Genomic DNA, 21463 nt, shown 5'->3' with positions numbered 1-21463 from the left:
GTGAAAATCACCCGAATCACCGCCGTTCCACTTTCCTACCGTCTACCCGAGGGCAAGACTGTCACGATGGGAGTGGGCAGTACCTTGAAGCGCGACGCCATCGTCGTGCGTGTCGAGACGTCCGAGGGCATCACTGGGTATGGTGAATCGCACCCGGGCCGCAGTCCGGGCGCCATCATCAGCCATATCCACAATACGCTGTCGCCATTGCTGGTCGGCATGGCGGCTACCGACGTGGTGGGCGCCTGGCAGCGGGTGCACCGCATGCAGTTCTCCAGCCACGGGCTGGGCGCGGGGGCAGCCCTGGCGTTGTCGGGCATCGACATGGCACTGTGGGACATCCGCGGCAAGGCCGCCAACATGCCGCTGTACGAATTGCTGGGCGGCTCCCGCAGGCGCCTGCCCGCCTACGCCGGCGGCATCGCGCTGGGATACCAGCCGCCCCAGGCGCTGGCCGAAGAAGCCCAGTCATACATCGAGCAAGGCTATCGGGCGGTGAAGCTGCGCATCGGCGATACCGTCAAAGACGACATTGCCCGCTGCCAGCATGTACGGCAGGCGGTGGGAGACGACATCGATATCCTGACCGACGCCAACACGGCCTACACCATCGCACAAGTGCGCCGCGTGCTGCCGGCGCTGGCGGATATCCAGGCAGGCTGGCTGGAGGAGCCTTTTGCCTGCAACGATTTTGCCTCTTACCGCGAAGCGGCCAGGATCACCCCGCTCGTTCCCCTGGCGGCGGGCGAGAACCACTTCATGCGATTCGAATTCGCCCAGATGCTGGAGGCTCGTGCCGTCCAGGTCTGGCAGCCTGACCTGTCAAAGACGGGCGGCATCACCGAAGCCCTGCGCATCGCCGCCATGGCCTCGGCGTTCCGCATCCCCATCAACGCGCACAGTTCGGCCACCGGCCTGAACCACGCGGCATCGCTGCATTTCTTGGCAGCCACGGAGAATTCGGGCTACTTCGAGGCCTGCGTCTCGCACTTCAATCCGTTCCGGGACATGTTCGGACCGACCTTCGCCATAGGCAAGGACGGCTGCGTCGAACCGCCAGCCGGCCCCGGGCTGGGAGTAGAGGTGGACGAATCGATATTCAAGGAGTTCCCGGTCATCGACGGACCGGGCTATGTCGTGAAGTTCTAGATCAATAACACACGGCCCACGGGTCGAGGAGACATCATGAACATTGGAAAACTGATCTTGCTGGCGGGAGCGTGGAGCCTCGTGGCGGCCGGTCCCGGCCTGTCCGCGGCCAATGCCGCAGAGTATCCCGACAAGCCGGTCCGCATCGTCGTGCCTTATACGCCGGGCGGCTTCAATGACACGCTGGCCAGGACGGCCAGCGATTACTTGACCAGGACATGGAAACAGTCGGTGGTGGTAGAAAACAAACCCGGAGGCAACACCCTGATCGGCAACACGCTGGTCGCCCAGTCTGCGCCGGACGGCTATACGCTGTTGATCACCCCGCTGCCGTTTTCGGCGCTGCCCGGGCTGTACCGCAACAAGATGCCCTACGACGCCCTGAAGGATTTCGAACCCGTGGTCTGGGCCGGCAGCACGCAGAATATCCTGACCGTGCGCGCCGATTCCCGGTTCAAGAATGTCAAGGACCTTATTGCCTACGCCAAAGCCAATCCGGGCAAGCTTAATTACGGATCGACCGGATCAGGGTCGTCGAATCATTTGTCGATGGAGCTGTTCCTGGAGCTGACCGGCACCAAGATGACCCATATCCCGTACAAGGGCAGCGCGCCTGCCGTCACGGCCTTGCTGGCGGGCGACATCGACGTGCTGTTCGACAATTTGCCGAATGTGTACCCCAATGTCACGGCAGGAAAGCTTACCGCCCTGGCCGCCACGGGCACCAAGCGGGCGCCGCTGTTGCCCGATGTTCCCACCGTGGCCGAGGCCGGCGTACCGGGTTACGAGGTGACGGTCTGGTTCGGCATGCAGGCGCCGGCCGGTACGCCGGCAAACGTGGTGAAGAAGGTCAACGCGGGCATGGTGCAAATGCTGCAAGAAAAGGAAGTCGCCGACAAGTTCGGCAAACAAGGCGTGGAAATCGTCGCCAGCTCGCCCGCGCAGTTCAAGACCCTGATCGACGCCGAAGTGAAAAAGTGGGGTGGAGTGATCGAGCGCGCCGGGATCAAGATCGAATAGGCGGGGCTTGCTGCCAGCCTACGGGAAGCTGAACGCGGCACCTGACACAGCCGTCTACAATAGCGCCCTTTGGCCGTCCGCGCGCCCGCGGACGGCCGCTGTCCAGCCGCCTTTTCCATGTCCCGCCTCACTCGCTTCCTGCCTGACCGCTTCACGCTGCTTCTCGTTGCCACCGTACTCATCGCCAGTGTGCTGCCGGCCCATGGCCAGGGCATCGTGGCGTTCGGCTGGATCACCAATATTGCCATCGCGCTGCTGTTCTTCCTGCACGGCGCACGCCTCTCCCGCGATGCCATCGTGGCCGGCATTACGCACTGGCGCCTGCACCTGACGGTGTTTTCCGCCACGTTCCTGATGTTTCCGCTGCTGGGTGTCGCGCTCAAGCCGGTGCTGCAGCCGCTGGTCACGCCAGAGCTCTATACCGGCATGCTGTTCCTGTGCTGCCTGCCCGCCACGGTGCAGTCGGCCATTGCCTTCACCTCGATGGCGCGCGGCAATGTGCCCGCCGCCGTGTGCAGCGCGTCGGCCTCCAGCCTGCTGGGGGTTTTCCTGACGCCGCTGCTGGTTGGCACAGTGGTTGCGTCGAATGCCAGCGCGCCCATCTCGTACGATGCCGTGGGCAAGATCATGCTGCAGCTGCTACTGCCGTTTGTACTGGGCCAGTTCATGCGCCGCTGGATCGGCGCCTGGGTGCACCGGCACAAGTCGGTGCTGAAATTCGTGGACCAGGGCTCGATCCTGCTGGTGGTGTACACGGCCTTCTCCGAGGCCGTCAACGAAGGCCTGTGGAACAACACGCCATTGCCGGCCCTGGCGGGCCTGGTGGTGTCCTGCGTGGTGCTGCTGGCGCTGGCCCTGCTGGGCTGCGTGGCGCTGGGCCGCCTGTTCAAGTTCAACCTGGAAGACCGCATTACCCTGCTGTTCGGCGGCTCGAAGAAAAGCCTGGCCACCGGCATTCCCATGGCGCAGGTGCTGTTTGCCGGCCAGGCGGTGGGCGCCATCGTGCTGCCGCTGATGCTGTTCCACCAGATCCAGCTGATGGTCTGCGCCGTACTGGCCGCGCGCTACGCAAAGCGGCCTGCCTGACGCGGCATGGCCCGGTGCCTGGCACCCTCAGGGGCCAGGCACCCGATACGTGCCAGACGGCTACTGCGGGCCTGTCCAGCCCGCCATCAACTTGCGCCAGCCATCCCAGCCCAGCCGCCGCATGGTGTCGATGTTCTTGTCGTAGATCTCGGCGGCATCGGCATAGGCCTCGACCGCCCTGTCGATGCTGTCTTCGCGCAGCAAATGCAGAATGGGATGAGGCGAACGGTTGGTGCAATTCTCGACGTCGTCGGGCTCCGTGTCGGCGAACTGGAACGCCGGATGGAAAGTGGCGACCTGCAGGTCGCCCACCAGGCGCAGGCGCTTCAGCAGTCGATCGGAAAGGTCGGCGAAGTCGTTGAATGCGTAGAAATCATCCAGCGCGTCCGGCACGATGAGCAGCGTGGTGTCTACCTGTTCGGGGTCGGCCTGAGACAGGCGCAGCAATTCGTCTTCCAGGTCGGCCAGCACGCCTTCGGCATCGGTGGCGTCGCTGACCGCATAACGCACTTGCTGCTTGACCTGTACAGACTTGGCGAAGGGGCACAGGTTCAGGCCGATGACGGCCTGAACCACCCAGCCGCGGGTTTCGTCGATGATGCGCTGGTACGCGCCTTCAGTGTGGATCATTGCGCGTTCATCAGGCGGGCATGGCGGCCATGGTCTGCGCCACCGCGGCGGTCAGCTTCTTGCCGTAGGGCACATGCAGGAATTCGTTGGGGCCATGCGCATTGGAACGCGGTCCCAGCACGCCGCACACCATGAACTGCGCCTTGGGAAAGCCCTGCTGCAGCAGGCTCATCAGGGGAATGGTGCCGCCCTGCCCGATGTAGCCGCAAGGGGCGCCATAGTACTGGCGGGACGCGGTATCCAGCGCCTGCGTCAACCAGGAGGCCGAGGCCGGGGCATTCCAGCCCGTGGCCGCACCCTGGTTGGCGTGAAAAATGACTTTGGCGTTGTAGGGTGTATCGGATTCGAGCAAGGCCTTGATTTCCTGCGAGGCAGCCACGGCGTCGATCAGCGGCGGCAGCCGCAGCGACAGTTTGAACGCGGTGCGCGGACGCAGCACATTGCCGGCGCTGGACAGGGGCGGCAAGCCTTCGGCGCCCGTCACCGACAGCGTGGGCCGCCAGGTGCGGTTCAGCAAGGCTTCCTCGGGATGCGTGGTCATGGGCAGCACAAAGCCGCCTTCGGCCCCGCAGCTCCAGGGAAAGCGGCGCCAGACTTCATCGCCCAGGATGCGGGCGGTTTCGCGCACTTGCTCGCGGCGTTCGGCGGGAATTTCACAATGCAGGCTTTGGGGCAGCAGTCGGCCCGTGGAACTATCTTCCAGGCGGTCGAGCAGGTGGCGCAGGATGCGGAAGCTGGACGGCACCACGCCGCTGGAATCGCCCGAGTGCACGCCTTCGTCCAGCACCTGCACCTCGAGCGTACCAGCCACCATGCCGCGCAGCGAGGTGGTCATCCAGAGTTGGTCGTAATTGCCCGCGCCGGAATCCAGGCAGACCACCAGCGCCACATTACCCAGGCGATGGCGCAGCGCGTCCACGTAAGGCAGCAGATCATAGCTGCCCGATTCTTCACAGGTTTCGACTATGCCCACGCAGCGCGGGCGCGGAATGCCCTGCGCGTCCAGCGCCATGATGGCGGTCAGCGAGGCATAGATGGCGTAGCCGTCGTCGGCGCCGCCTCGGCCGTAGAGTTTGCCGTCTTCGTATTTGGGCGTCCAGGGCCCCAGATCGGAACGCCAGCCGGAAAACTCCGGTTGCTTGTCCAGGTGGCCATACAGCAGCACTGTGTCGCCGCTGTCGGCGCGCGTGGCGGGGGCATCGAAGAATATGACCGGCGTGCGGCCCGGCAGGCGCACCACTTCGAGCTTCAGGCCCGACACCTTGCGCGCTTCCACCCACTGCGCGGCGTCGCGCACCACGCGCTCGATATAGGCGTTCTTTTCCCAGTCGGCATCGAACGCCGGGCTTTTGGCCGGCACCTCGATATAGGCGGTAAGCGCGGGAATGATTTCGTCGTCCCACAGGCGGTCGACATAAGCCTGCAGGGCGTCGGGGTCGAGCGTGGGCGGCTGCGCGTCGTCGGGAATGCGGGCGTTCATGGCACGGATCCTGTACGGGGTTCAAAACCCCGATTTTATGCCTACGCCCGCAAAAATGGCCCCCCCCGCCTTCAGGCCACCCAGGCCCGCGCGTTCCGGAACATCCGCATCCACGGGCTGTAGGCCCCGCCGCTGTCTGCCGCGCCCCATTGCTGCGGCGCCCAGGACATCATCACATTGCGTGTGACGCGCTCGGGGTGCGGCATGATGACGGTGAAACGGCCGTCGGCGGTGGTGACCGAGGTCTGGCCGGCCGGGCTGCCATTGGGGTTGAAGGGGTAGGCCTCGGTGGGCTGGCCGTGGTTGTCGATAAAGCGCGCGGCCACCAGCACCTTGCCGGCATCGCCCTGCTGGCTGTAGTTGGCATAGCCTTCGCCGTGCGCCACCGCTACCGGCACGCGCGTGCCCGCCATGCCGGCGAAGAAGATCGACGGCGTGTCGGCAATTTCCACCAGCGACAGGCGGGCCTCGTACTTTTCGGACTGGTTGCGCGTAAAGCGCGGCCAGTGCCCGGCGCCCGGGATCATGGGAGCCAGGGCCGCCATCATCTGGCAGCCGTTGCACACCCCCAGGCCGAAGGTATCCGGCCGCGCGAAGTAGGCGGCAAACTGGTCCGACAGGCGGCTGTTGAAGCGTATGGTGCGTGCCCACCCCTCGCCGGCGCCCAGCACGTCGCCGTAGCTGAAGCCGCCCACGGCCACCAGACCTTGCATGGTGCTCAGGTCGGCGCGGCCGGCCAGCAGGTCGGTCATGTGGACGTCGATGGCATCGAAACCGGCGGTATCGAAGGCCCAGGCCATCTCGACCTGGCTGTTGCAGCCCTGCTCGCGCAGGATGGCGACGCGCGGACGCTTGCCGGTGGCGATGTAGGGCGCGGCGATGTCTTCCTGCGGGTCGAACGACACGCGCGGCGACAGGCCCGGGTCGGCCGCGTCGTTCCAGGTATCCAGCTCGGCTTGCGCGCACGCGGGATTGTCGCGGCGGGCCATGATGTGATGGCTGACCTCGCTCCAGGCGCGGCCCAGTTCGGCGCGCGGCTGGCTCCAGACTTTCTTGCCGTCGCGGTAGAACTCGACCGTATCGGCGCCGTTCAGGCCGCCTATGACATGCGAATGCGCCGACAGGCCCGCGCCGCGCAGCACTTGCATGACGGCGTCGCGCTGCGCCGCCGGCACCTGGATCACGGCGCCCGCTTCTTCCGAGAACAGCGCCTTGAGCGTGAGTTCGTCGCGCTGCACCGCCACCTGTTCGGGGCGGATCTTGTAGTCGCCCCAATCGGCCGAGTCGGGATCGAAAGTGAGCATGTCCAGGTTGACCGAAATACCGGTGCGGCCGGCGAACGCCATTTCGCACAGCGTGGCGAACAGGCCACCGTCGGAGCGGTCGTGGTAGGCCAGCAGCACGCCCGCCTCGGCCAGCGTGCGGATGGTGATAAAGAAGGCGCGCAGGTCTTGCGGAGCATCGATATCGGGCACCGTCACGCCCACCTGGTTATAGGCCTGCGCCAGGATGGACCCGCCCATGCGATGGCGTCCGCGGCCCAGGTCGATGACGATCAGCACGCTATCGCCGGCGTCGGTGCGCAATTGCGGCGTCAGGGTTGCGCGCGCGTCGCCTACCGGCGCAAACGCGGTCACGATGAGCGATACCGGCGCCACCACCTGGCGGGTTTCGCCGTCCTGTTCCCAGGTGGTTTTCATGGAAAGCGAATCTTTGCCCACCGGAATCGACAACCCGGTGGCCTGGCACAGCTCGCTGACCGCGGCCACGGTGTCGTACAGCGCGGCATCCTGGCCATCGACGCCGCAGGCGGCCATCCAGTTGGCCGACAGCTTGATATCTTCCAGGCGCGCCACGTCGGCGGCGGCCAGGTTGGTCAGGGCTTCGGCGACCGCCATGCGGCCCGATGCCGGGGCATCCAGCACCGCCAACGGGGTGCGCTCGCCCATGGCCATGGCCTCGCCGCGGAAACCCTCGTAATCGGCCAGCGTCACCGCGCAATCGGCCACCGGCACCTGCCAGGGCCCGACCATCTGGTCGCGGCTGGACAGGCCGCCCACGGTGCGGTCGCCGATGGTGATCAGGAACGACTTGTTGGCCACCGTGGGGTGGCGCAGCACGCGGTAGGCGGCTTCGGTCAGGTCCAGGCCGGCAAGGTCCAGCGGCTGCGAGACGCCGGGGCGGCGTTGCACGTCGCGCGTCATGCGCGGCGGCTTGCCCAGGATGACGTCGATGGGCACGTCCACGGGGCGCACTTCGGTACCGGCACCGGCGGCTTCCGGGTCCAGGCCAGGCAGGCCCTCGCCGTCCACGACGCGCAGTTGGCGCTCTTGCGTGGCCACACCCACCACCGCGTAGGGACAACGTTCGCGGCGCGCAATGGCATCGAAGCGCTCGAGATCCTGCGGCAAGACCGACAGTACGTAACGTTCTTGCGATTCATTGCTCCAGATCTCGGCCGGCGACAGGCCCGACTCTTCTACCGGCACGCGCTTCAGGTCGAAGACGGCGCCGCGGCCGGCATCGTTGACCAATTCCGGGAAAGCATTGGACAAGCCGCCCGCCCCCACATCGTGGATAGCCAGGATGGGGTTGTCGCGTCCCTGCTGCCAGCAGCGGTCGATGACTTCCTGCGCGCGCCGCTCGATTTCTGGGTTGCCGCGCTGCACCGAATCGAAATCGAGTTCGGCCGAATTGCTGCCCATGCTGATGCTGGACGCGGCGCCGCCGCCCATGCCGATGCGGAAGCCGGGGCCGCCCAGCTGGATCAGCAGCGCGCCTGGGGGAATGATTTCTTTGGTGGTGAGCTCGGCATCGATGCTGCCCAGGCCGCCCGCGATCATGATGGGCTTGTGATAGCCCCAGCGGGTGCCGCCGGCGGTTTGCTCGTAGCTGCGGAAATAGCCCAGCAGATTGGGGCGCCCGAACTCGTTATTGAACGCGGCGCCCCCGATAGGCCCTTCGACCATGATGGACAGGGGCGAAGCAATGCGCCCGGGCAGGCCGTGGTGGTCGGCTTCCCAGGGCTGGAGCGCATCGGGCAGGCGCAGGTGCGACACCGTGAAGCCCGTCAGGCCGGCCTTGGGCTTGGAACCCCGGCCGGTGGAACCCTCATCGCGGATCTCGCCGCCCGCGCCCGTCGAGGCCCCGGGAAACGGCGCGATGGCGGTGGGGTGGTTATGCGTCTCGACCTTCATCAGGGTATGCATCAGGGCATCGTGCCGCACATAGCGGGCGTCGCCCTGCCCCGGCACGCCGGCCTGGAAACGCTGTGCCGCGCCGCCCTGCATGACCGCGGCATTGTCGGAATAAGCAACCACCGTGCCTTCGGGCTGCGCCTTGTGCGTGGCGCGTATCATGCCGAACAGGGTTTCCCGCTGCGGCTGGCCGTCGATGACCCACTGCGCGTTGAAGATCTTGTGGCGGCAATGTTCGCTGTTGGCCTGCGCGAACATCATCAGTTCGACATCGGTGGGGTCGCGTCCCAGGCTGGTGAACGATTCGGCCAAATAATCGATTTCGTCTTCGGACAGCGCCAGGCCCAGCGTGCTATTGGCCTCGACCAGGGCATCACGGCCCCGGGCCTGCACGGGCACGGTGCGCATGGGCTTGCCCGCCAGCGGCTGGAACAGGGCCTGGCCGTCGAAGTCGGCCCCGACCACGGTTTCGGTCATGCGGTCGTGCAGGCAATCGGCCGCGCGCGCCAGCATGGCGTCGTCCAGCGACTTGGCGCCCAGCAGGCCGCGTTCGGGCACCAGGAAGTACCGCACGCCGCGTTCGACGCGGCGCACCGCCGCCAGGCCGCAATTGCGGGCAATATCCGTGGCCTTGCTGGCCCAGGGAGAAACCGTGCCCAGGCGGGGAATAACCAGCAGCGCCAGGCTCTTGGCCGGCGCTTCGCCGGCGGGCCCGCTGCCATAGTCGAGCAGTTGGGCCAGTTGCTGTTGCTGCGCGCCGTCCAGTTCGGCGTCGGTGCAGACGAAGTGTTCGTAGCGGGCGGCAATGTCGGCGATGGGCAGGCCGGCTTCCCGCAACTGCGCCAGCAGGCGTTCGCGACGAAAGGCGGAAAGGACGGAAGAACCGGGCAAATGCTGGACGAGAGACACGATGCGGGCGCCGTTTTGAAGGGTAAAAGATGCGAAACCGGGATTTTACCTTCTCAGGGATTTCCCCGAAGGCCGGCTGGCGGGAATTCCGCCTTTTGCCTGCCAGGCTCGATCCGTCTAGTTACAAAATAATTCAATGCAGTATTCCAGGGAATATTCTGCGGCGCAACAAAATGCGGATTTCATCGGCGGAAAGTCCGGTTTCCGGGCATGACAAGCCCCTGCTCTGCCCGCTTATGCCGTGCCGCAGCATGTTGCAAAAGCCCTTCACCCGCGGGAAAACACGCACTAACGCCCCGCCGCGCCGCGGGTAGGATGCTGCGATCCCGACTTGCCCCGTATTACGCTGCTGTTGCCAATGTCCCGCCCTGACGTCTCCGTCGAACCGGCCGAGCCGGTTGAACCCATCATCCCCCCCGAGCACGACCCCGCCACCAAGGTTTCCCTGGCCCTGGAAGACTGGCTGGCCGTCGGCGTGCTGGCGCTGCTGGCGCTGATCACCTTCGCCAACGTGCTGGTGCGCTATTTCACCGACCAGTCATTCGCCTGGACGGAAGAAATCTCGGTGTTCCTGCTGATCGTGCTGACCATGGCCGGCGGCAGCGCGGCGTTCGTGCGCAACCACCACATCCGCATCGAAGCGGTGGCAGACAAAGGCTCGCCGGCGCGGCAGCGCATGCTGGGCCTGGCCGCCAATACCGTCGTGCTGCTGTTCTTCATATTGCTGGCCGTGCTGTCCGCGCGCCTGGTTTACGACGAATACATCTACGAAGAAACCTCGCCAGCCATCGGCGTGCCGACCTGGTGGTATTCGATCTGGCTTCCCGCGATGGCCGCGGCCATCGCGCTGCGCACGGCCGGCACCCTGCGCCGCCTGCTGGAGAGCCGTGCGCCATGATCGCCACCCTGCTCTTCGTGGTGTTTGCCGTACTGATGGTCATCGGGGTACCCGTGTGCGTGGCGCTGGGCGTGGCAGGCACGCTGGCCATCGTGCTGTCCAACCAGGACGTTGCCTGGTTCGGCCTGTTGGCGGTTCCGCAGAATTTCTACGCCGGCCTGGCGAAATACCCGCTGCTGGCCATCCCCATGTTCGTGCTGGTGGGATCCATCTTTGACCGTTCGGGCGTAGCGCGCCGGCTGGTCGACCTGGCCATTGCCATCGTGGGGCGCGGGCCCGGCATGCTGCCGCTGGTGGCGATCAGCGTGGCGATGTTCCTGGGCGGCATCTCGGGCTCCGGGCCGGCTTGCGCGGCCGCCGTGGGCGCGGTGATGATCGCCGCCATGTCGCGCGCGGGCTATCCCGGCCCGTTCTCGGCATCGGTAGTGGCCGCCGGTGCCGCCACCGACATCCTGATTCCGCCCTCGATCGCCTTCATCATTTATTCGGTGCTGGTGCCTGGCGCGTCCGTTCCCGCCCTGTTCGCGGCCGGCATGGTGCCGGGCCTGCTGGCCGGCCTGGCCCTGATCGTGCCCAGCGTCTGGTTGGCTCGCAAGTACAAAATGGGCCAATTGGAATCGCACCTGCCGCGCCCGCCGTTCTGGGCCAGCCTGCGCGAAGCCAGCTGGGGCCTGGCCGCGCCGGTGCTCATTCTGGGCGGCATGCGGCTGGGCTGGTTCACTCCCACCGAAGCCGCGGTCGTGGCCGTGTTCTATGGCCTGTTCGTGGGCATGTTCATCCACCGCACCATCAAAGTCCGCGACTTGTTCACAATTCTGCGCGAAGCAGCCGAACTGTCAGCCGTGATCATGATGGTGGTGGCCCTGGCCGGCATTTTTGCCTGGGCGCTGTCCACCCTGAGCATTATCGACCCCATCACGCATGCCATCGTCAATTCGGGCCTGGGGGAATGGGGCGTACTGGCGCTGTTGATCCTGTTGTTGATGACGATGGGCATGTTCCTGGACGGCATCTCTATCTTCCTGATCTTCGTGCCGCTGCTGATGCCCATCGCCAACGCCTATGGCTGGGACCCTGTCTGGTTCGGCGTGATCCTGACACTGAAAGTTGCCCTGGGCCAGTTCACCCCGCCCCTGGCCGTGAACCTGATGGTGTCCTGCCGTATTGCCCGCGTGCCCATGGAATCCACAGTGCCGTGGGTGCTATGGCTGCTGGGCGCCATGTTCCTGGTGCTGGTCGCGGTACTGGCGTTTCCGCAATTGGCGCTATGGTTGCCGCACAAGCTGGGTTATTGAAGCCGGCACGACGCCGCATTCATCACAACAAACCTTAAATCATCGCGAGGAGAACACAATGAAACTACGCAAGCTGATCGGCGCCGCCTTGTGCGCGGCGGCCGCGCTGGCCCTGGCTCCGGCCCATGCACAGAACTACAAATCGGAATACAAGCTGTCTATCGTGGTAGGCACCAGCTTTCCGTGGGGCCAGGGTGCCCAGATCTGGGCAGACCTGGTGCGCGAACGCACCGACGGCCGCATCAATATCAAGGTGTATCCGGGCACGTCGCTGGTGCAGGGCGACCAGACGCGCGAATTCACCGCCATCCGCCAGGGCGTGATCGACATGGCGGTGGGATCCACCATCAACTGGTCGCCGCAGGTCAAGCAGTTGAACCTGTTCTCGCTGCCCTTCCTGATGCCCGACTACGCCGCCATCGACGCACTGACGCAAGGCGATGTGGGCGCCGAACTGTTCAAGGTCATCGAAAAAGCCGGCGTGGTGCCCCTGGCCTGGGGCGAGAACGGTTATCGCCAGCTGAGCAATTCGCGCAAGGCAGTAGCCACGCCCGAGGACATGAAGGGCATGAAGCTGCGCGTGGTGGGCTCGCCGCTGTACATCGACACCTTCACCGCGCTGGGCGCCAACCCCACGCAGATGAGCTGGGCCGATGCGCAGCCCGCGCTGGCCAGCGGCGCCGTGGACGGACAGGAAAACCCCCTGTCGATCTACACCGGCGCCAAGCTTTATGACGTGTCGCAAAAATACCTGACCTTGTGGAACTACGTGGCCGACCCGCTGGTGTTCGTGGTCAACCGCGAGGTATGGCAATCCTGGTCCGAGGCCGACCGCAAGATCGTGCGCGAAGCCGCGCTGGAAGCCGGCAAGCGCGAAATCGTCATCGCGCGCAAAGGCGTCACGCCCGAAGACCCTTCCCTGCTGAAGGAAATCGAGGGCCATGGCGTCACCGTCACGTCGCTGACCGAAGCGCAGCACCAGGCCTTTGTGAAAGCCACCAAGCCGGTTTATGACAAATGGAAGTCGCGCGTGGGCGAAGACCTGGTGAACATGGCCGAGAAATCGATCGCCGCGCGCAAGAAATAAGCAGCAGCCCAGGGGAGAACGGCGGCGCAGGCCGCCAACCGGAAGGCGCGGGCATAGAACCCCGCCTCCAGCACGGACGCCGAATCGGTGTCCGTGTTTTTTTGGGGCGCTGGATTGCCCCGTGACAGTGGCCGACTTCCCTAAGCGCTGTCAGCCACCGCCCCAACCATCAAGCCGGCCCGGGATAGCGCACTTCCAGGATGTCCAGTTCTTCGATGCCGCCCGGCGTGCGCAGCACGACGGTATCGCCTTCGCGCGCCTTGATCAGGGCGCGGGCCACGGGCGATATCCAGCTGATCTTGCCGGCCAGCGGCTCGGCCTCGTCCACGCCCACGATGCTGACCGTATGCGTATCGCCAGCCTTGTCCTGGTAGGTAACCGTGGCGCCGAAGAACACTTGGTCGCGATTGGGCTGAATGGCCGGATCGACCACTTCCGCGATATCGAGCCGCTTGGTCAGGAAACGCATGCGCCGGTCGATTTCGCGCAGGCGCTTCTTGCCGTACAGGTAATCGCCGTTCTCGGAGCGATCGCCATTGGAAGCGGCCCAGGACACCACCTGCACCACGGCGGGACGCTCGACGTTCATCAGCTGGGCCAGCTCATCGCGCAACCGCGCATAGCCCGCGGGGGTCATGTAATTGCGGATGCCGGCCGGCAACGCCTGCGCTTCGGGCAGGTCGTCATCGTCGTCGGCATCCGACTCTTTGACAAAAGCCTTGTTCATGGAAAAGTATCAGAGCCAGTCGTGCCAGACCGGCGTCAGGTCATCGGGCAAGGCGGGCAGCGAGCCCAGGTCGGCGCGGCTTTCGTGGGGGCTGTGGAAGTCGGAACCCCGCGACGCCAGGAAACCGAAACGGCGCGCCACCCCGGCATACTGGCGGGCCTCGTCCGGCGTATGGCTGCCGGTGGTGACCTCGATGCCCACGCCGCCGCATTGCAGGAATTCGTCGAACAAGGCGTTGAACTGCAGCGGCGAATACTTGTACCGCCCCGGGTGCGCGATGACGGCGCGGCCACCCGCGCCAAGAATCCAGCCCACGGCCTCTTCCAGCCGGGCCCACTGCATGGACACATGGCCCGGGCAGTCGTCGCCCAGGTACTTGTTGAATACGGTTTGCACATCCGGGCAATAGCCTGCCTGCACCAAGTAGCGCGCGAAGTGCGTGCGGCTGACCAATTCGGGGTTGCCGGCGAACGGCAAGGCACCCTCGTATGCACCGGGCATGCCCATGTCGGCCAGGCGCTCGCCCATGCGGCGGGCCCGTTCGGCACGCCCGCCGCGGGTGGCGCGCAGGCCCTGCACCAATGCCGCATTGCCGGCGTCGAACCCCAGGCCCACGATGTGCACGGTTTGCCCCGCCCAGGTCACCGAGATTTCGGTGCCGGTGAAAAACCGCATGCCCAGCTCGCGCGCGGCCTCTCCCGCCTGGGCCAGGCCGCCCACTTCGTCGTGGTCGGTCAGGGCCCAGACATCGACGCCGTTGGCGTGCGCCCGCCGCGCCACCTCGGCCGGCGGCAGGACGCCGTCGGACACGGTGGAATGGCAATGCAGGTCGACATTCGGGACAGCGGTTTGCATGGGGCTATTGTACGGCTGTCTCACGGCGCTGGCACCAGGCATCAACCCCGGGCGCCGCCCAGCAGGAAATCCGCCACCGGGCCGATCTGCGCATCATCCATCAGCGTCGGCGCATGCCCCACGCCTGGTATCTCGTGCAGCCGGGCCCCCGTGTTGCGCGCCAGCATTTCGCGCGCCGTTTCCCGGGACAACAGATCCGATTGCTCGCCCCGCACCACCAGCACCGGGCAATCCAGCGCCTCGTAGGACTTCCACAGGATCTGCTCGCCCGTGGCATAGGCATCGGGCGTCTGCGATGCCAGCGGCTGCGCCAGGCTCAAGTCGTAATGCTTCACCCAGCGGCCATCGCGCTCGACATAGACGTGCCGGGCAAGCTCTTCCCACTGGGCGTCGGTATGAGGCCCGAAGGTAGCCGACAACTGGCGTACGGCTTCCACCGCCTGGCCGAAGGTCTGGAATTCGGCGGCCTGCCCCACGTACTGACCGATGCGCCCCAACGCCGCGGATTCCAGCCGCGGACCCACGTCGTTGAGCACCATGCTGTCCAGGCGGATGCCCTGCTCGGCCGGCCAGGCCCCCGCGTGGGGCTGTGCCGCGCGCATGGCGCGTGCAAAAGCCGCCGCGCCGGCCAACGCCATGCCGATCAGCCCGCCCATGGATGTGCCCACCCACGACAGCGACGCCGGTTGCAGGCGCGCAATCAGTGTCACCATGTCCGACACGTACTGCGGCACGGTGTAGAACGCCGGGGTCAGCAGCCAGTCGGAACGGCCACGGCCGACCACATCGGGGCACACCACCCGGAAGTTGCCCGCCAGGCGCCGCGCCAGGTGGTCGAAATCCCTGCCCGTACGCGTCAGGCCGTGCACACACAGCAGCACGCGGTCGTTGTCCGGGTCTCCCCACTCGCAATAAGCCATGCGATGCAAGCCCGCCGGGCTGGCGCAAGTGACGAAATCAAACCGGGGTTCCAGCATGACAGCTCCCAATCGGTACGCGTAAGAGCCCACATCTTAGCCGGGCCCGGCAGGGGCCCGATGCCAATAGCGCCGGGAGGCGTACGCCTCGGCGCGCACGGCCAGGCCGGCGAGCGTGGAACGCACGCTGATTGCGCCGTGCCGGTCGGTGCGCCAGAACGTCGCGCCCGCCTGCCGCCAGCGGTTCTGTACCGGCTCCGCCGGATGCCCGAAACGGTTCAGGTAACCCACCTGGGCCACCACCTGCGCCATGGACGCCGCCCCCACCAGGGCGGCGCTGGACGAGGTTTTCGAACCGTGGTGCGGAGCCATGACCAGGTCGAGACGCGGCAGCGCCGAAGCCAGGCGGCGTTCCTGCGCCGCCCCGATGTCGCCGGGCAGCAGTGCCGTGTGGTTCGCCCCCTGAATCAGCAGGACACAGCTGTGCATGTTGCCCTCGCCTTTGCCGGTATCGGCGGCATGGGGATGCAAGAAGCGGAAATCCACGCCGTCCACGCGCCAGGCCTGGCCCGCGTGGCAGCGCCGGCTGGATGCAGGCAGGCGTGGCGCGGCGCCATCGCCTGCCGCCGCGGCATGCTTGCCCGCCAGGGTCGGCAAGTCGAACGACGCATAAGCCGCATCCACCGGCAACGCCGCCAGCACGCTGCCCAGGCCGCCCGCATGGTCCATGTCCGCATGCGATACCACCAGGCCGTGCAGGCGCCGATGGCCGCGCGCGCGCAGAAAAGGCGCGATCACGCTCGCCCCTGCGTCCGCCGCCGTGCCCATGCGCGGCCCGGTATCAAATAGCCATGCCTGGGTGGCGGTTTCAACCACCACGGCCCCTCCCTGCCCCACATCCAGAGCGGTCAAGGACCAGTCGCCGTAAGCCGGACGCGCGGGGCTCCAGCACAGCATGGGCAGCATCATCAGCCACCCCGCGGGACGCGCCGGCCAGCCTGGCGGCTGCAACGCCCACCCCACCCCGGCCACCGCGAGCAGCAGCAAGGGCCATGGGGCGGCGGCCACGTCCAGCACCGCCCAGCGCGCAGCGCTGATCCAGGACACGGGGACCATCATTGCTTCGAAAATCGCATGGCCCACAATGCCGCAGGCGCTGGCCAGCGGGCCCATACCGGGCACTGCGCCCAGCGCCGCGCACAGCAGGGCCAAGGGCGTCACCAGGAAGCTGACGATGGGAATCGCGAAGGCATTCGCCAACGGCGATGCCAGCGACACTTGATGCATCAGGAAGGCCAGCAGTGGCACCAGGCCCAGGGTAATGGCAAGCTGCACGCGGCCGAATTCGGCGACCAGTGCGCGCAGCCGTGCGGACCAGCCGGTACGGCGCGGGGGCCGGGCCGACTCGGTGGATGCCGCGGCGCGCAGCAGAATCGCCACCGCGCCGAACGACAGCCAGAATCCCGGGGCCAGGGTGGCCCACGGATCGAGCAAGGTGGTGGCGGCGGCCGCCAGCGCGAGTATGCGCGACGGCGACAGGGGCAGGCGCATCATGGCGGCTACTGCCACCACGGCCAGCATGAAGAAGGTGCGCCGCGCCGGTACGCCCCAGCCCGCCAGCAGGCAATACAGCAAGGCCACGCACAGCGCTGCGGCCGCCCCCGCCACTTGGGCGGGTACGGTCTCGGACAGGCCCACTCCCCGCCAACGCGCGCGCCGCCACGCGAAAGCGGCCCAGGCGCCGCCCAGCCCGGCGATCAGCGTCACGTGCATGCCGCTGATCGATACCAGATGCGTAATGCCGCTGCGATTGAACACCCGCCAGTCGTCGCGGGCCACGCCGGCCTGGTCGCCCATGGCCAGCGCGACCAGCACCGGTGCGTAGCGCCGCTCGCCCAGTGCATCGCGCATGCCCCGGCGCACATAGTGGCGGATGCGCTGGATGGCGATGCCCGCGTCGAACCAGGGATCGTCGTCCAGCAGACGTGGCGTGCCACGCACCGTGGCCACGGCTCGGATGCCCAACGCAAACAAACGGCCCTCGGCGTCGTGGCCATGGGGATTGCGGGCCCCATGCGGATGGCGCAACACCAAGGCCATGCGCCACCGTTGCCCTGGTATCAGTTCGGGCAGGCGCGCGCCCGGCGATCCGCGCCAGGACACCTGGATGTAGCGGGGAACGCCCACTGGACGGGCCGTGCCGGTATCGGCCATGAACCGCCACTGGCCGCCATCGCCGGACGGCAAATCGGCAACGCGCACCGCCAGCCGCGTGACCGCATCGTGGTAGCGGTCGTCCAGGCCGTCACGCAGGCGGGCTTGCGCGTGCAGTATGGCCACGGCGGCGCCCAGGCACAGGCCCAGTATTGCGGCGCAGACATGGCGGGCCAACGGCCATCGCCCACGCGCCATGGCCAGCACTGCCGCACAGCAACAGCATGCCCCTGCCGCCGTGCCACCCCAGGGGCCTTGCGGCAACGCCGGCATGCCCTGCACCATGGCCGCGGCCGCGACCACGGCCAGCAACAGCAAACGCCCTACGATGTTCCGCTCCTACAAAAAACGCAGAGCGTAAGCGGCGCGCGGGCCACGCGCCCGCCTAGTGAGCGTGAATGTCCATGCGTTATCGCCGCAGCGCGGTCTGGCCGGACGGCCGCGCGCTGTCCTCAGGCCAGGCGGGGCAGCACCCGCCGAGCGGTGGCCGTAGTGGCGCGGGCGACTGTGTCCGTGTCCACCCCGCGCAACTCGGCCAGCACCTGGGCAATGCGGGGCAACTGGGCGGGGTCGTTGCGCCGGTCGGGCGCGTGCAGCCAGGCGGGAGGAATATCGGGCGCGTCGGTTTCCAGCACCAGGTGATCCAAGCCGACGTCGACGGCATGTCGGCGTATCTGCAGTGCCCGGGTGAAGGTCATGGCGCCTCCCATCCCCAGCGCGAAGCCGCGCTCGACAAATGCCTGTGCCTGCTGGGCACTGCCGTTGAAGGCGTGCGCGATGCCGCCGCGCACACCGGGCCGACGCCGCAGATACTTGAGCAATATGTCTTGCGAGCGCCGCACGTGCAGCAGTACCGGCAGGTTGAACTCGGCGGCCAGGGCCAGTTGCGCATCGTAAAAGCGTTCCTGGCGCGCGCGCGGTTCACCCGTGGCGATTTCCGGCACGAAGAAGTCCAGGCCGATCTCGCCTATGGCGACGAAGCGGGGGTCATCCAGCGCGGCGCGCACGGCATCGCGCAACACGTCCAGGTCGCTATCGAGGGCCTGGCCCACATACAGCGGATGGATGCCCAGCGCATACGCGCCTCCCTCGAACCGGTGCGCCAATTCGCGCACGGTGGCGAAGTTCGCCCGCCCGATGGCCGGAATGACAATGGCGTGCACGCCCCCAGCCGCGGCGTCCCGCGCGACCGCCAGGCGGTCTGCATCGAATTCCGTGGCGTCCAGGTGGCAGTGCGTGTCGATCAGCATGGCAGGCGCGGGCCGGCGCGGCTATCCCGAAACCAGTTGCCCACGTTCCATCAGCAATTGGCGGTCGGCCAGCGCGGCGAGTTCGGCATCGTGCGTCACGATAGCAAACGCCGTGCCGGATTCGCGGTTCACCCGGCTCAGCAACTCGAACATTTTGTGCGCGGTGCCGCGATCCAGATTGCCGGTGGGCTCGTCGGCCAGTACGCAGGCGGGCCGCGTCACCAGCGCCCGGGCCAGCGCCACCCGCTGCCGCTCGCCCCCGGACAATTGCCCGGGGAAATGCCCTTCACGCTGTGCCAGCCCCACCAGTTCCAGCACCTTGCGCGCGGCGGCGCGGGCGCTGTCGCGCCGCTCGCGCCGCACGATCAGGGGCATGGCCACGTTGTCCAGCGCGGAAAACTCGGGCAGCAGATGATGGAATTGATAGACAAAGCCCAGGCTGCGATTGCGCAGCGCGCTTTTCCGGCTTTCGGACAAGCCGGCGGCGGCCACGCCATCTACCGCAACCTCGCCCGAACTGGGCGCGTCCAGCAGGCCCAGGATATGCAACAGTGTGCTCTTGCCCGACCCTGAGGCCCCGACAATGGCGACCATTTCGCCCCGCGCGACAGTAAGGCTGACATCGTCCAGTACCTGGATGCGCGCCGGGCCTTCGTCATAAGCCTTCACCAGATTTGTGGCGCACAGCGCGGGAGTGTCGGCGGCGGAAATCAAGCGGGCATCAGTCATGGCGCAGCACCTGGGCGGGTTGCAGGCGCGACGCGCGCCAACTGGGGTACAGGGTGGCCAACAGCGACAGCACCAGCGAGGTGATGCCTATGGTGATGATGTCTCCAGACTGCGGGTCGGACGGCAACTCGCTGATGAAGTAGATTTCGCGAGGCAGGAAATGGATGCCCAGCAAGCCTTCGATAAAGGGCACGATGACATCGACGTTATAAGCGATGAGCATGCCGCCCAGCACCCCCACGGCCGTGCCCACCACGCCGATCAGCGCGCCCTGCACCAGGAAAATGCGCGCCACTTCGCCCGGGCCCGCGCCCAGGGTACGCAGGATGGCAATGTCGGATTGCTTGTCTTTCACGGCCATCACCAGCGAAGACAGCAGATTGAATGCCGCCACCGCCACGATCAGGGCCAGGATCAGGAACATCATGCGCTTTTCGGTCTGCACGGCCGCAAACCAGGTGCGATTGTTGCGCGACCAGTCGCTGGCCATCACATAAGGCGGCAGCACTTTGGACAATTCCACGGCCACCTGGGGCGCCCGCTGCATGTCCTGCACCCGCAAACGCACGCCGGCGGTGCCGCTGTCGCGGAAGACCCGCGCCGCATCCTGGGCATCGATGAATGCCAGGCTGGAATCGTATTCGTAGTGGCCGGACATAAACGTGCCCACCACCGTGAACTGGCGCATGCGCGGAGTAAAGCCCGCCGGGCTGATCGAACCCTGCGGCGCCAGCATCAGCAACGTATCGCCCACATTCACCCCCAGGCTGCTGGCCAGATCGCTGCCCAGCACCACACCGAAACTGCCAGGCTTCAGGTCCGACAGCCTGCCCGCATTCATCTGGCCGGGGATGTCGGACACCTGCCCTTCAGTGCCCGGATCAATGCCGCGCACCTGTGCGCCCCGCAGCGCCTGGCCGCGCGCCAGCATGGCCTGCGCGGCCACGAAGGGCGCCGCCCCCTTGACTTCCGGGTTGCGTTCGGCCGCGTCGGCGAACTGCCGCCATTGCTCCAGCACCCGTTCAGGCACCGCGCCGGGAATGTACAGCTCGATATGCGGCAGCACCGACAGCATGCGGTCGCGCACTTCTTTCTGGAAACCGTTCATGACGGACAGCACCACGATCAGGGCGGCGACGCCCAGCGCGATACCCGCCATCGAGGTGGCGGCAATGAACGAAATGAAGCGATCGCGGCGTCCGCGTCGCTGGCGGATGCGGGCCATTCCCGCATAGCGGGCGCCGATCCAGAGTTCGTAGGGTATCTTCAGCACCCACGCATTATTGCATTAACCGGGCAGCCGTCCGGCCGCCGGCCAGCGACTACAATCGGCGCCATGCTCATCGTGATTCCGGGCGCCCTGCCGCCCTCGTCCGTTGCCTCCGAACTGGCCCGGCTGCTGCCGCAGCGCGCGCCCGTACTGCATGGCTGGTTGCAGGCGGCGCAGGCGCACCTGGAAGGTTTCGACCCGCGCCAGCAGGGCTGTACGCCCTTCGAGGCCTGGCAGTTGCAGCAGGCGGGCTACCAGCCGCCTGCCGGTACGCCCATCGGCGCCGGCCTGGGGCCGCTGCGCGCGGGCACCGCTGCAGCCGATGGCGCTCCGGTATGGCTGGCCGAACTGTCGCACCTGGCGCTAGGCACCGACCAGGCTACGCTGCTCGATCCTGAATTGCTGGACATACGCGCCGACGAAGCCGACGCGCTGCTGGCAACCGCCCTGCCCAGCCTGCGGGATGCCGGGTTCGAGGCCCAGGCATTGGATCCACAACGCTGGCGCCTGCGCCTGCCCGAAGGTTTGGCGCCGCCCACTGCCAGCCCCGCCGCGGTGGCGGGCCTGCCCCTGCGCGACTGGTGGAGCCAGGCCCCCGACATGCGCCCATGGCGCCGCCTGCTGAATGAAATCCAGATGGCCTGGTACGAACACCCCGTGAACGAAGCACGCAGCGCGCGCGGCGTGGCGCCGGTCAATGCGTTGTGGCTCTACGGCGGCGCGTCCGCCTGGCCCGCCCCGGCTGCCGCT

The 21463-nt window shown here is 66.8% G+C and carries 17 protein-coding genes; 7 read left to right on the top strand and 10 right to left on the bottom strand.

Going from position 1 to position 21463, the window contains the following annotated elements; genetic code table 11:
- From LPZ50_RS04345 to LPZ50_RS04335, 3 genes are all read left to right on the top strand, one after another.
- Entirely contained in the window at positions 1–1149 is a 1149-nt protein-coding gene (locus LPZ50_RS04345) for a mandelate racemase/muconate lactonizing enzyme family protein (RefSeq protein WP_230658009.1), read from the top strand.
- Between the two features lie 36 nt (positions 1150–1185).
- Positions 1186–2169: a Bug family tripartite tricarboxylate transporter substrate binding protein gene (locus tag LPZ50_RS04340; protein ID WP_230658007.1), complete on the top strand. Its 984-nt coding sequence runs from the start codon at positions 1186–1188 to the stop codon at positions 2167–2169.
- Between the two features lie 117 nt (positions 2170–2286).
- Positions 2287–3255: a bile acid:sodium symporter family protein gene (locus LPZ50_RS04335; RefSeq protein ID WP_230658004.1), complete on the top strand. Its 969-nt coding sequence runs from the start codon at positions 2287–2289 to the stop codon at positions 3253–3255.
- A 60-nt stretch (positions 3256–3315) separates the two neighbouring features.
- On the opposite strand, the gene LPZ50_RS04330 is transcribed toward LPZ50_RS04335, so the two are convergent.
- The 3 genes from LPZ50_RS04330 to purL form a co-directional block, all read right to left on the bottom strand.
- Positions 3316–3885 (bottom strand): DUF1415 domain-containing protein, encoded by a 570-nt coding sequence (locus LPZ50_RS04330; RefSeq protein WP_230658001.1) that lies wholly within the window; start codon positions 3883–3885, stop codon positions 3316–3318.
- Between the two features lie 10 nt (positions 3886–3895).
- On the bottom strand, positions 3896–5365 hold the full coding sequence (locus LPZ50_RS04325; RefSeq protein WP_230657998.1) for a M20 family metallopeptidase: 1470 nt from the start codon (positions 5363–5365) through the stop codon (positions 3896–3898).
- A gap of 71 nt (positions 5366–5436) precedes the next feature.
- Entirely contained in the window at positions 5437–9471 is a 4035-nt protein-coding gene (purL, locus tag LPZ50_RS04320) for a phosphoribosylformylglycinamidine synthase (RefSeq protein WP_230657996.1), read from the bottom strand.
- 358 nt (positions 9472–9829) lie between these two features.
- Here purL and LPZ50_RS04315 point away from each other — a divergent pair, with 358 nt between their 5' ends.
- From LPZ50_RS04315 to LPZ50_RS04305, 3 genes are read left to right on the top strand one after another with little or no spacing between them, the layout of a single operon-like run.
- Positions 9830–10369, top strand: a complete 540-nt coding sequence (locus tag LPZ50_RS04315; protein WP_230657994.1) for a TRAP transporter small permease — start codon at positions 9830–9832, stop codon at positions 10367–10369.
- Positions 10366–11664 (top strand): TRAP transporter large permease, encoded by a 1299-nt coding sequence (locus tag LPZ50_RS04310; protein WP_230657991.1) that lies wholly within the window; start codon positions 10366–10368, stop codon positions 11662–11664. Before LPZ50_RS04315 ends, LPZ50_RS04310 begins: the two co-directional genes overlap by 4 nt.
- A 58-nt stretch (positions 11665–11722) precedes the next feature.
- Positions 11723–12751 (top strand): DctP family TRAP transporter solute-binding subunit, encoded by a 1029-nt coding sequence (locus tag LPZ50_RS04305; protein WP_230657989.1) that lies wholly within the window; start codon positions 11723–11725, stop codon positions 12749–12751.
- Between the two features lie 169 nt (positions 12752–12920).
- Here LPZ50_RS04305 and greB read toward each other — a convergent pair whose 3' ends face one another.
- From greB to LPZ50_RS04270, 7 genes are all read right to left on the bottom strand, one after another.
- Entirely contained in the window at positions 12921–13478 is a 558-nt protein-coding gene (gene greB / locus LPZ50_RS04300; protein ID WP_230657986.1) for a transcription elongation factor GreB, read from the bottom strand.
- A gap of 9 nt (positions 13479–13487) precedes the next feature.
- Positions 13488–14333: a 3',5'-nucleoside bisphosphate phosphatase gene (locus LPZ50_RS04295; RefSeq protein ID WP_230657983.1), complete on the bottom strand. Its 846-nt coding sequence runs from the start codon at positions 14331–14333 to the stop codon at positions 13488–13490.
- Between the two features lie 41 nt (positions 14334–14374).
- Positions 14375–15310 carry an alpha/beta fold hydrolase gene (locus LPZ50_RS04290; RefSeq protein WP_230657980.1) on the bottom strand — a complete coding sequence of 312 codons (936 nt, stop codon included), beginning with the start codon at positions 15308–15310 and terminating at the stop codon, positions 14375–14377.
- A gap of 36 nt (positions 15311–15346) precedes the next feature.
- Positions 15347–17737, bottom strand: coding sequence for a DNA internalization-related competence protein ComEC/Rec2 (locus LPZ50_RS04285; RefSeq protein WP_419195565.1), 2391 nt, complete (start codon positions 17735–17737; stop codon positions 15347–15349).
- A gap of 179 nt (positions 17738–17916) precedes the next feature.
- A complete protein-coding gene (locus LPZ50_RS04280; protein ID WP_230657977.1) occupies positions 17917–18714 on the bottom strand; it encodes a TatD family hydrolase in 798 nt (265 codons plus the stop codon).
- A gap of 21 nt (positions 18715–18735) precedes the next feature.
- Positions 18736–19443 carry an ABC transporter ATP-binding protein gene (locus LPZ50_RS04275; RefSeq protein ID WP_230657974.1) on the bottom strand — a complete coding sequence of 236 codons (708 nt, stop codon included), beginning with the start codon at positions 19441–19443 and terminating at the stop codon, positions 18736–18738.
- The gene (locus LPZ50_RS04270; RefSeq protein ID WP_230658027.1) at positions 19436–20668 is read right to left on the bottom strand and encodes a lipoprotein-releasing ABC transporter permease subunit; all 1233 of its coding nucleotides are present in this window, start codon (positions 20666–20668) and stop codon (positions 19436–19438) included. The genes LPZ50_RS04275 and LPZ50_RS04270 overlap by 8 nt, the downstream gene beginning before the upstream one ends.
- A 57-nt stretch (positions 20669–20725) precedes the next feature.
- Between LPZ50_RS04270 and LPZ50_RS04265 the strand changes: the two genes are divergently transcribed.
- Positions 20726–21463 (top strand): hypothetical protein (locus tag LPZ50_RS04265; protein WP_419195564.1); only part of this gene is annotated, 738 nt, incomplete at its 3' end.

The organism is Bordetella petrii (assembly GCF_020991325.1).
GTDB lineage: Bacteria > Pseudomonadota > Gammaproteobacteria > Burkholderiales > Burkholderiaceae_B > Bordetella_A > Bordetella_A petrii_E.
This window is presented reverse-complemented; position numbering and strand designations above follow the sequence as displayed.

Coding starts and splice junctions, on each gene's coding strand:
- LPZ50_RS04280 (WP_230657977.1), bottom strand. CDS start 18,714: ATGCTGATCGACACGCACTGCCACCTGGACGCCACGGAATTCGATGCA.
- LPZ50_RS04285 (WP_419195565.1), bottom strand. CDS start 17,737: ATGCCGGCGTTGCCGCAAGGCCCCTGGGGTGGCACGGCGGCAGGGGCA.
- LPZ50_RS04305 (WP_230657989.1), top strand. CDS start 11,723: ATGAAACTACGCAAGCTGATCGGCGCCGCCTTGTGCGCGGCGGCCGCG.
- LPZ50_RS04335 (WP_230658004.1), top strand. CDS start 2,287: ATGTCCCGCCTCACTCGCTTCCTGCCTGACCGCTTCACGCTGCTTCTC.
- LPZ50_RS04290 (WP_230657980.1), bottom strand. CDS start 15,310: ATGCTGGAACCCCGGTTTGATTTCGTCACTTGCGCCAGCCCGGCGGGC.
- LPZ50_RS04310 (WP_230657991.1), top strand. CDS start 10,366: ATGATCGCCACCCTGCTCTTCGTGGTGTTTGCCGTACTGATGGTCATC.
- LPZ50_RS04295 (WP_230657983.1), bottom strand. CDS start 14,333: ATGCAAACCGCTGTCCCGAATGTCGACCTGCATTGCCATTCCACCGTG.
- LPZ50_RS04340 (WP_230658007.1), top strand. CDS start 1,186: ATGAACATTGGAAAACTGATCTTGCTGGCGGGAGCGTGGAGCCTCGTG.
- greB (WP_230657986.1), bottom strand. CDS start 13,478: ATGAACAAGGCTTTTGTCAAAGAGTCGGATGCCGACGACGATGACGAC.
- LPZ50_RS04270 (WP_230658027.1), bottom strand. CDS start 20,668: ATGGCCCGCATCCGCCAGCGACGCGGACGCCGCGATCGCTTCATTTCG.
- LPZ50_RS04275 (WP_230657974.1), bottom strand. CDS start 19,443: ATGACTGATGCCCGCTTGATTTCCGCCGCCGACACTCCCGCGCTGTGC.
- LPZ50_RS04330 (WP_230658001.1), bottom strand. CDS start 3,885: ATGATCCACACTGAAGGCGCGTACCAGCGCATCATCGACGAAACCCGC.
- LPZ50_RS04315 (WP_230657994.1), top strand. CDS start 9,830: ATGTCCCGCCCTGACGTCTCCGTCGAACCGGCCGAGCCGGTTGAACCC.
- LPZ50_RS04325 (WP_230657998.1), bottom strand. CDS start 5,365: ATGAACGCCCGCATTCCCGACGACGCGCAGCCGCCCACGCTCGACCCC.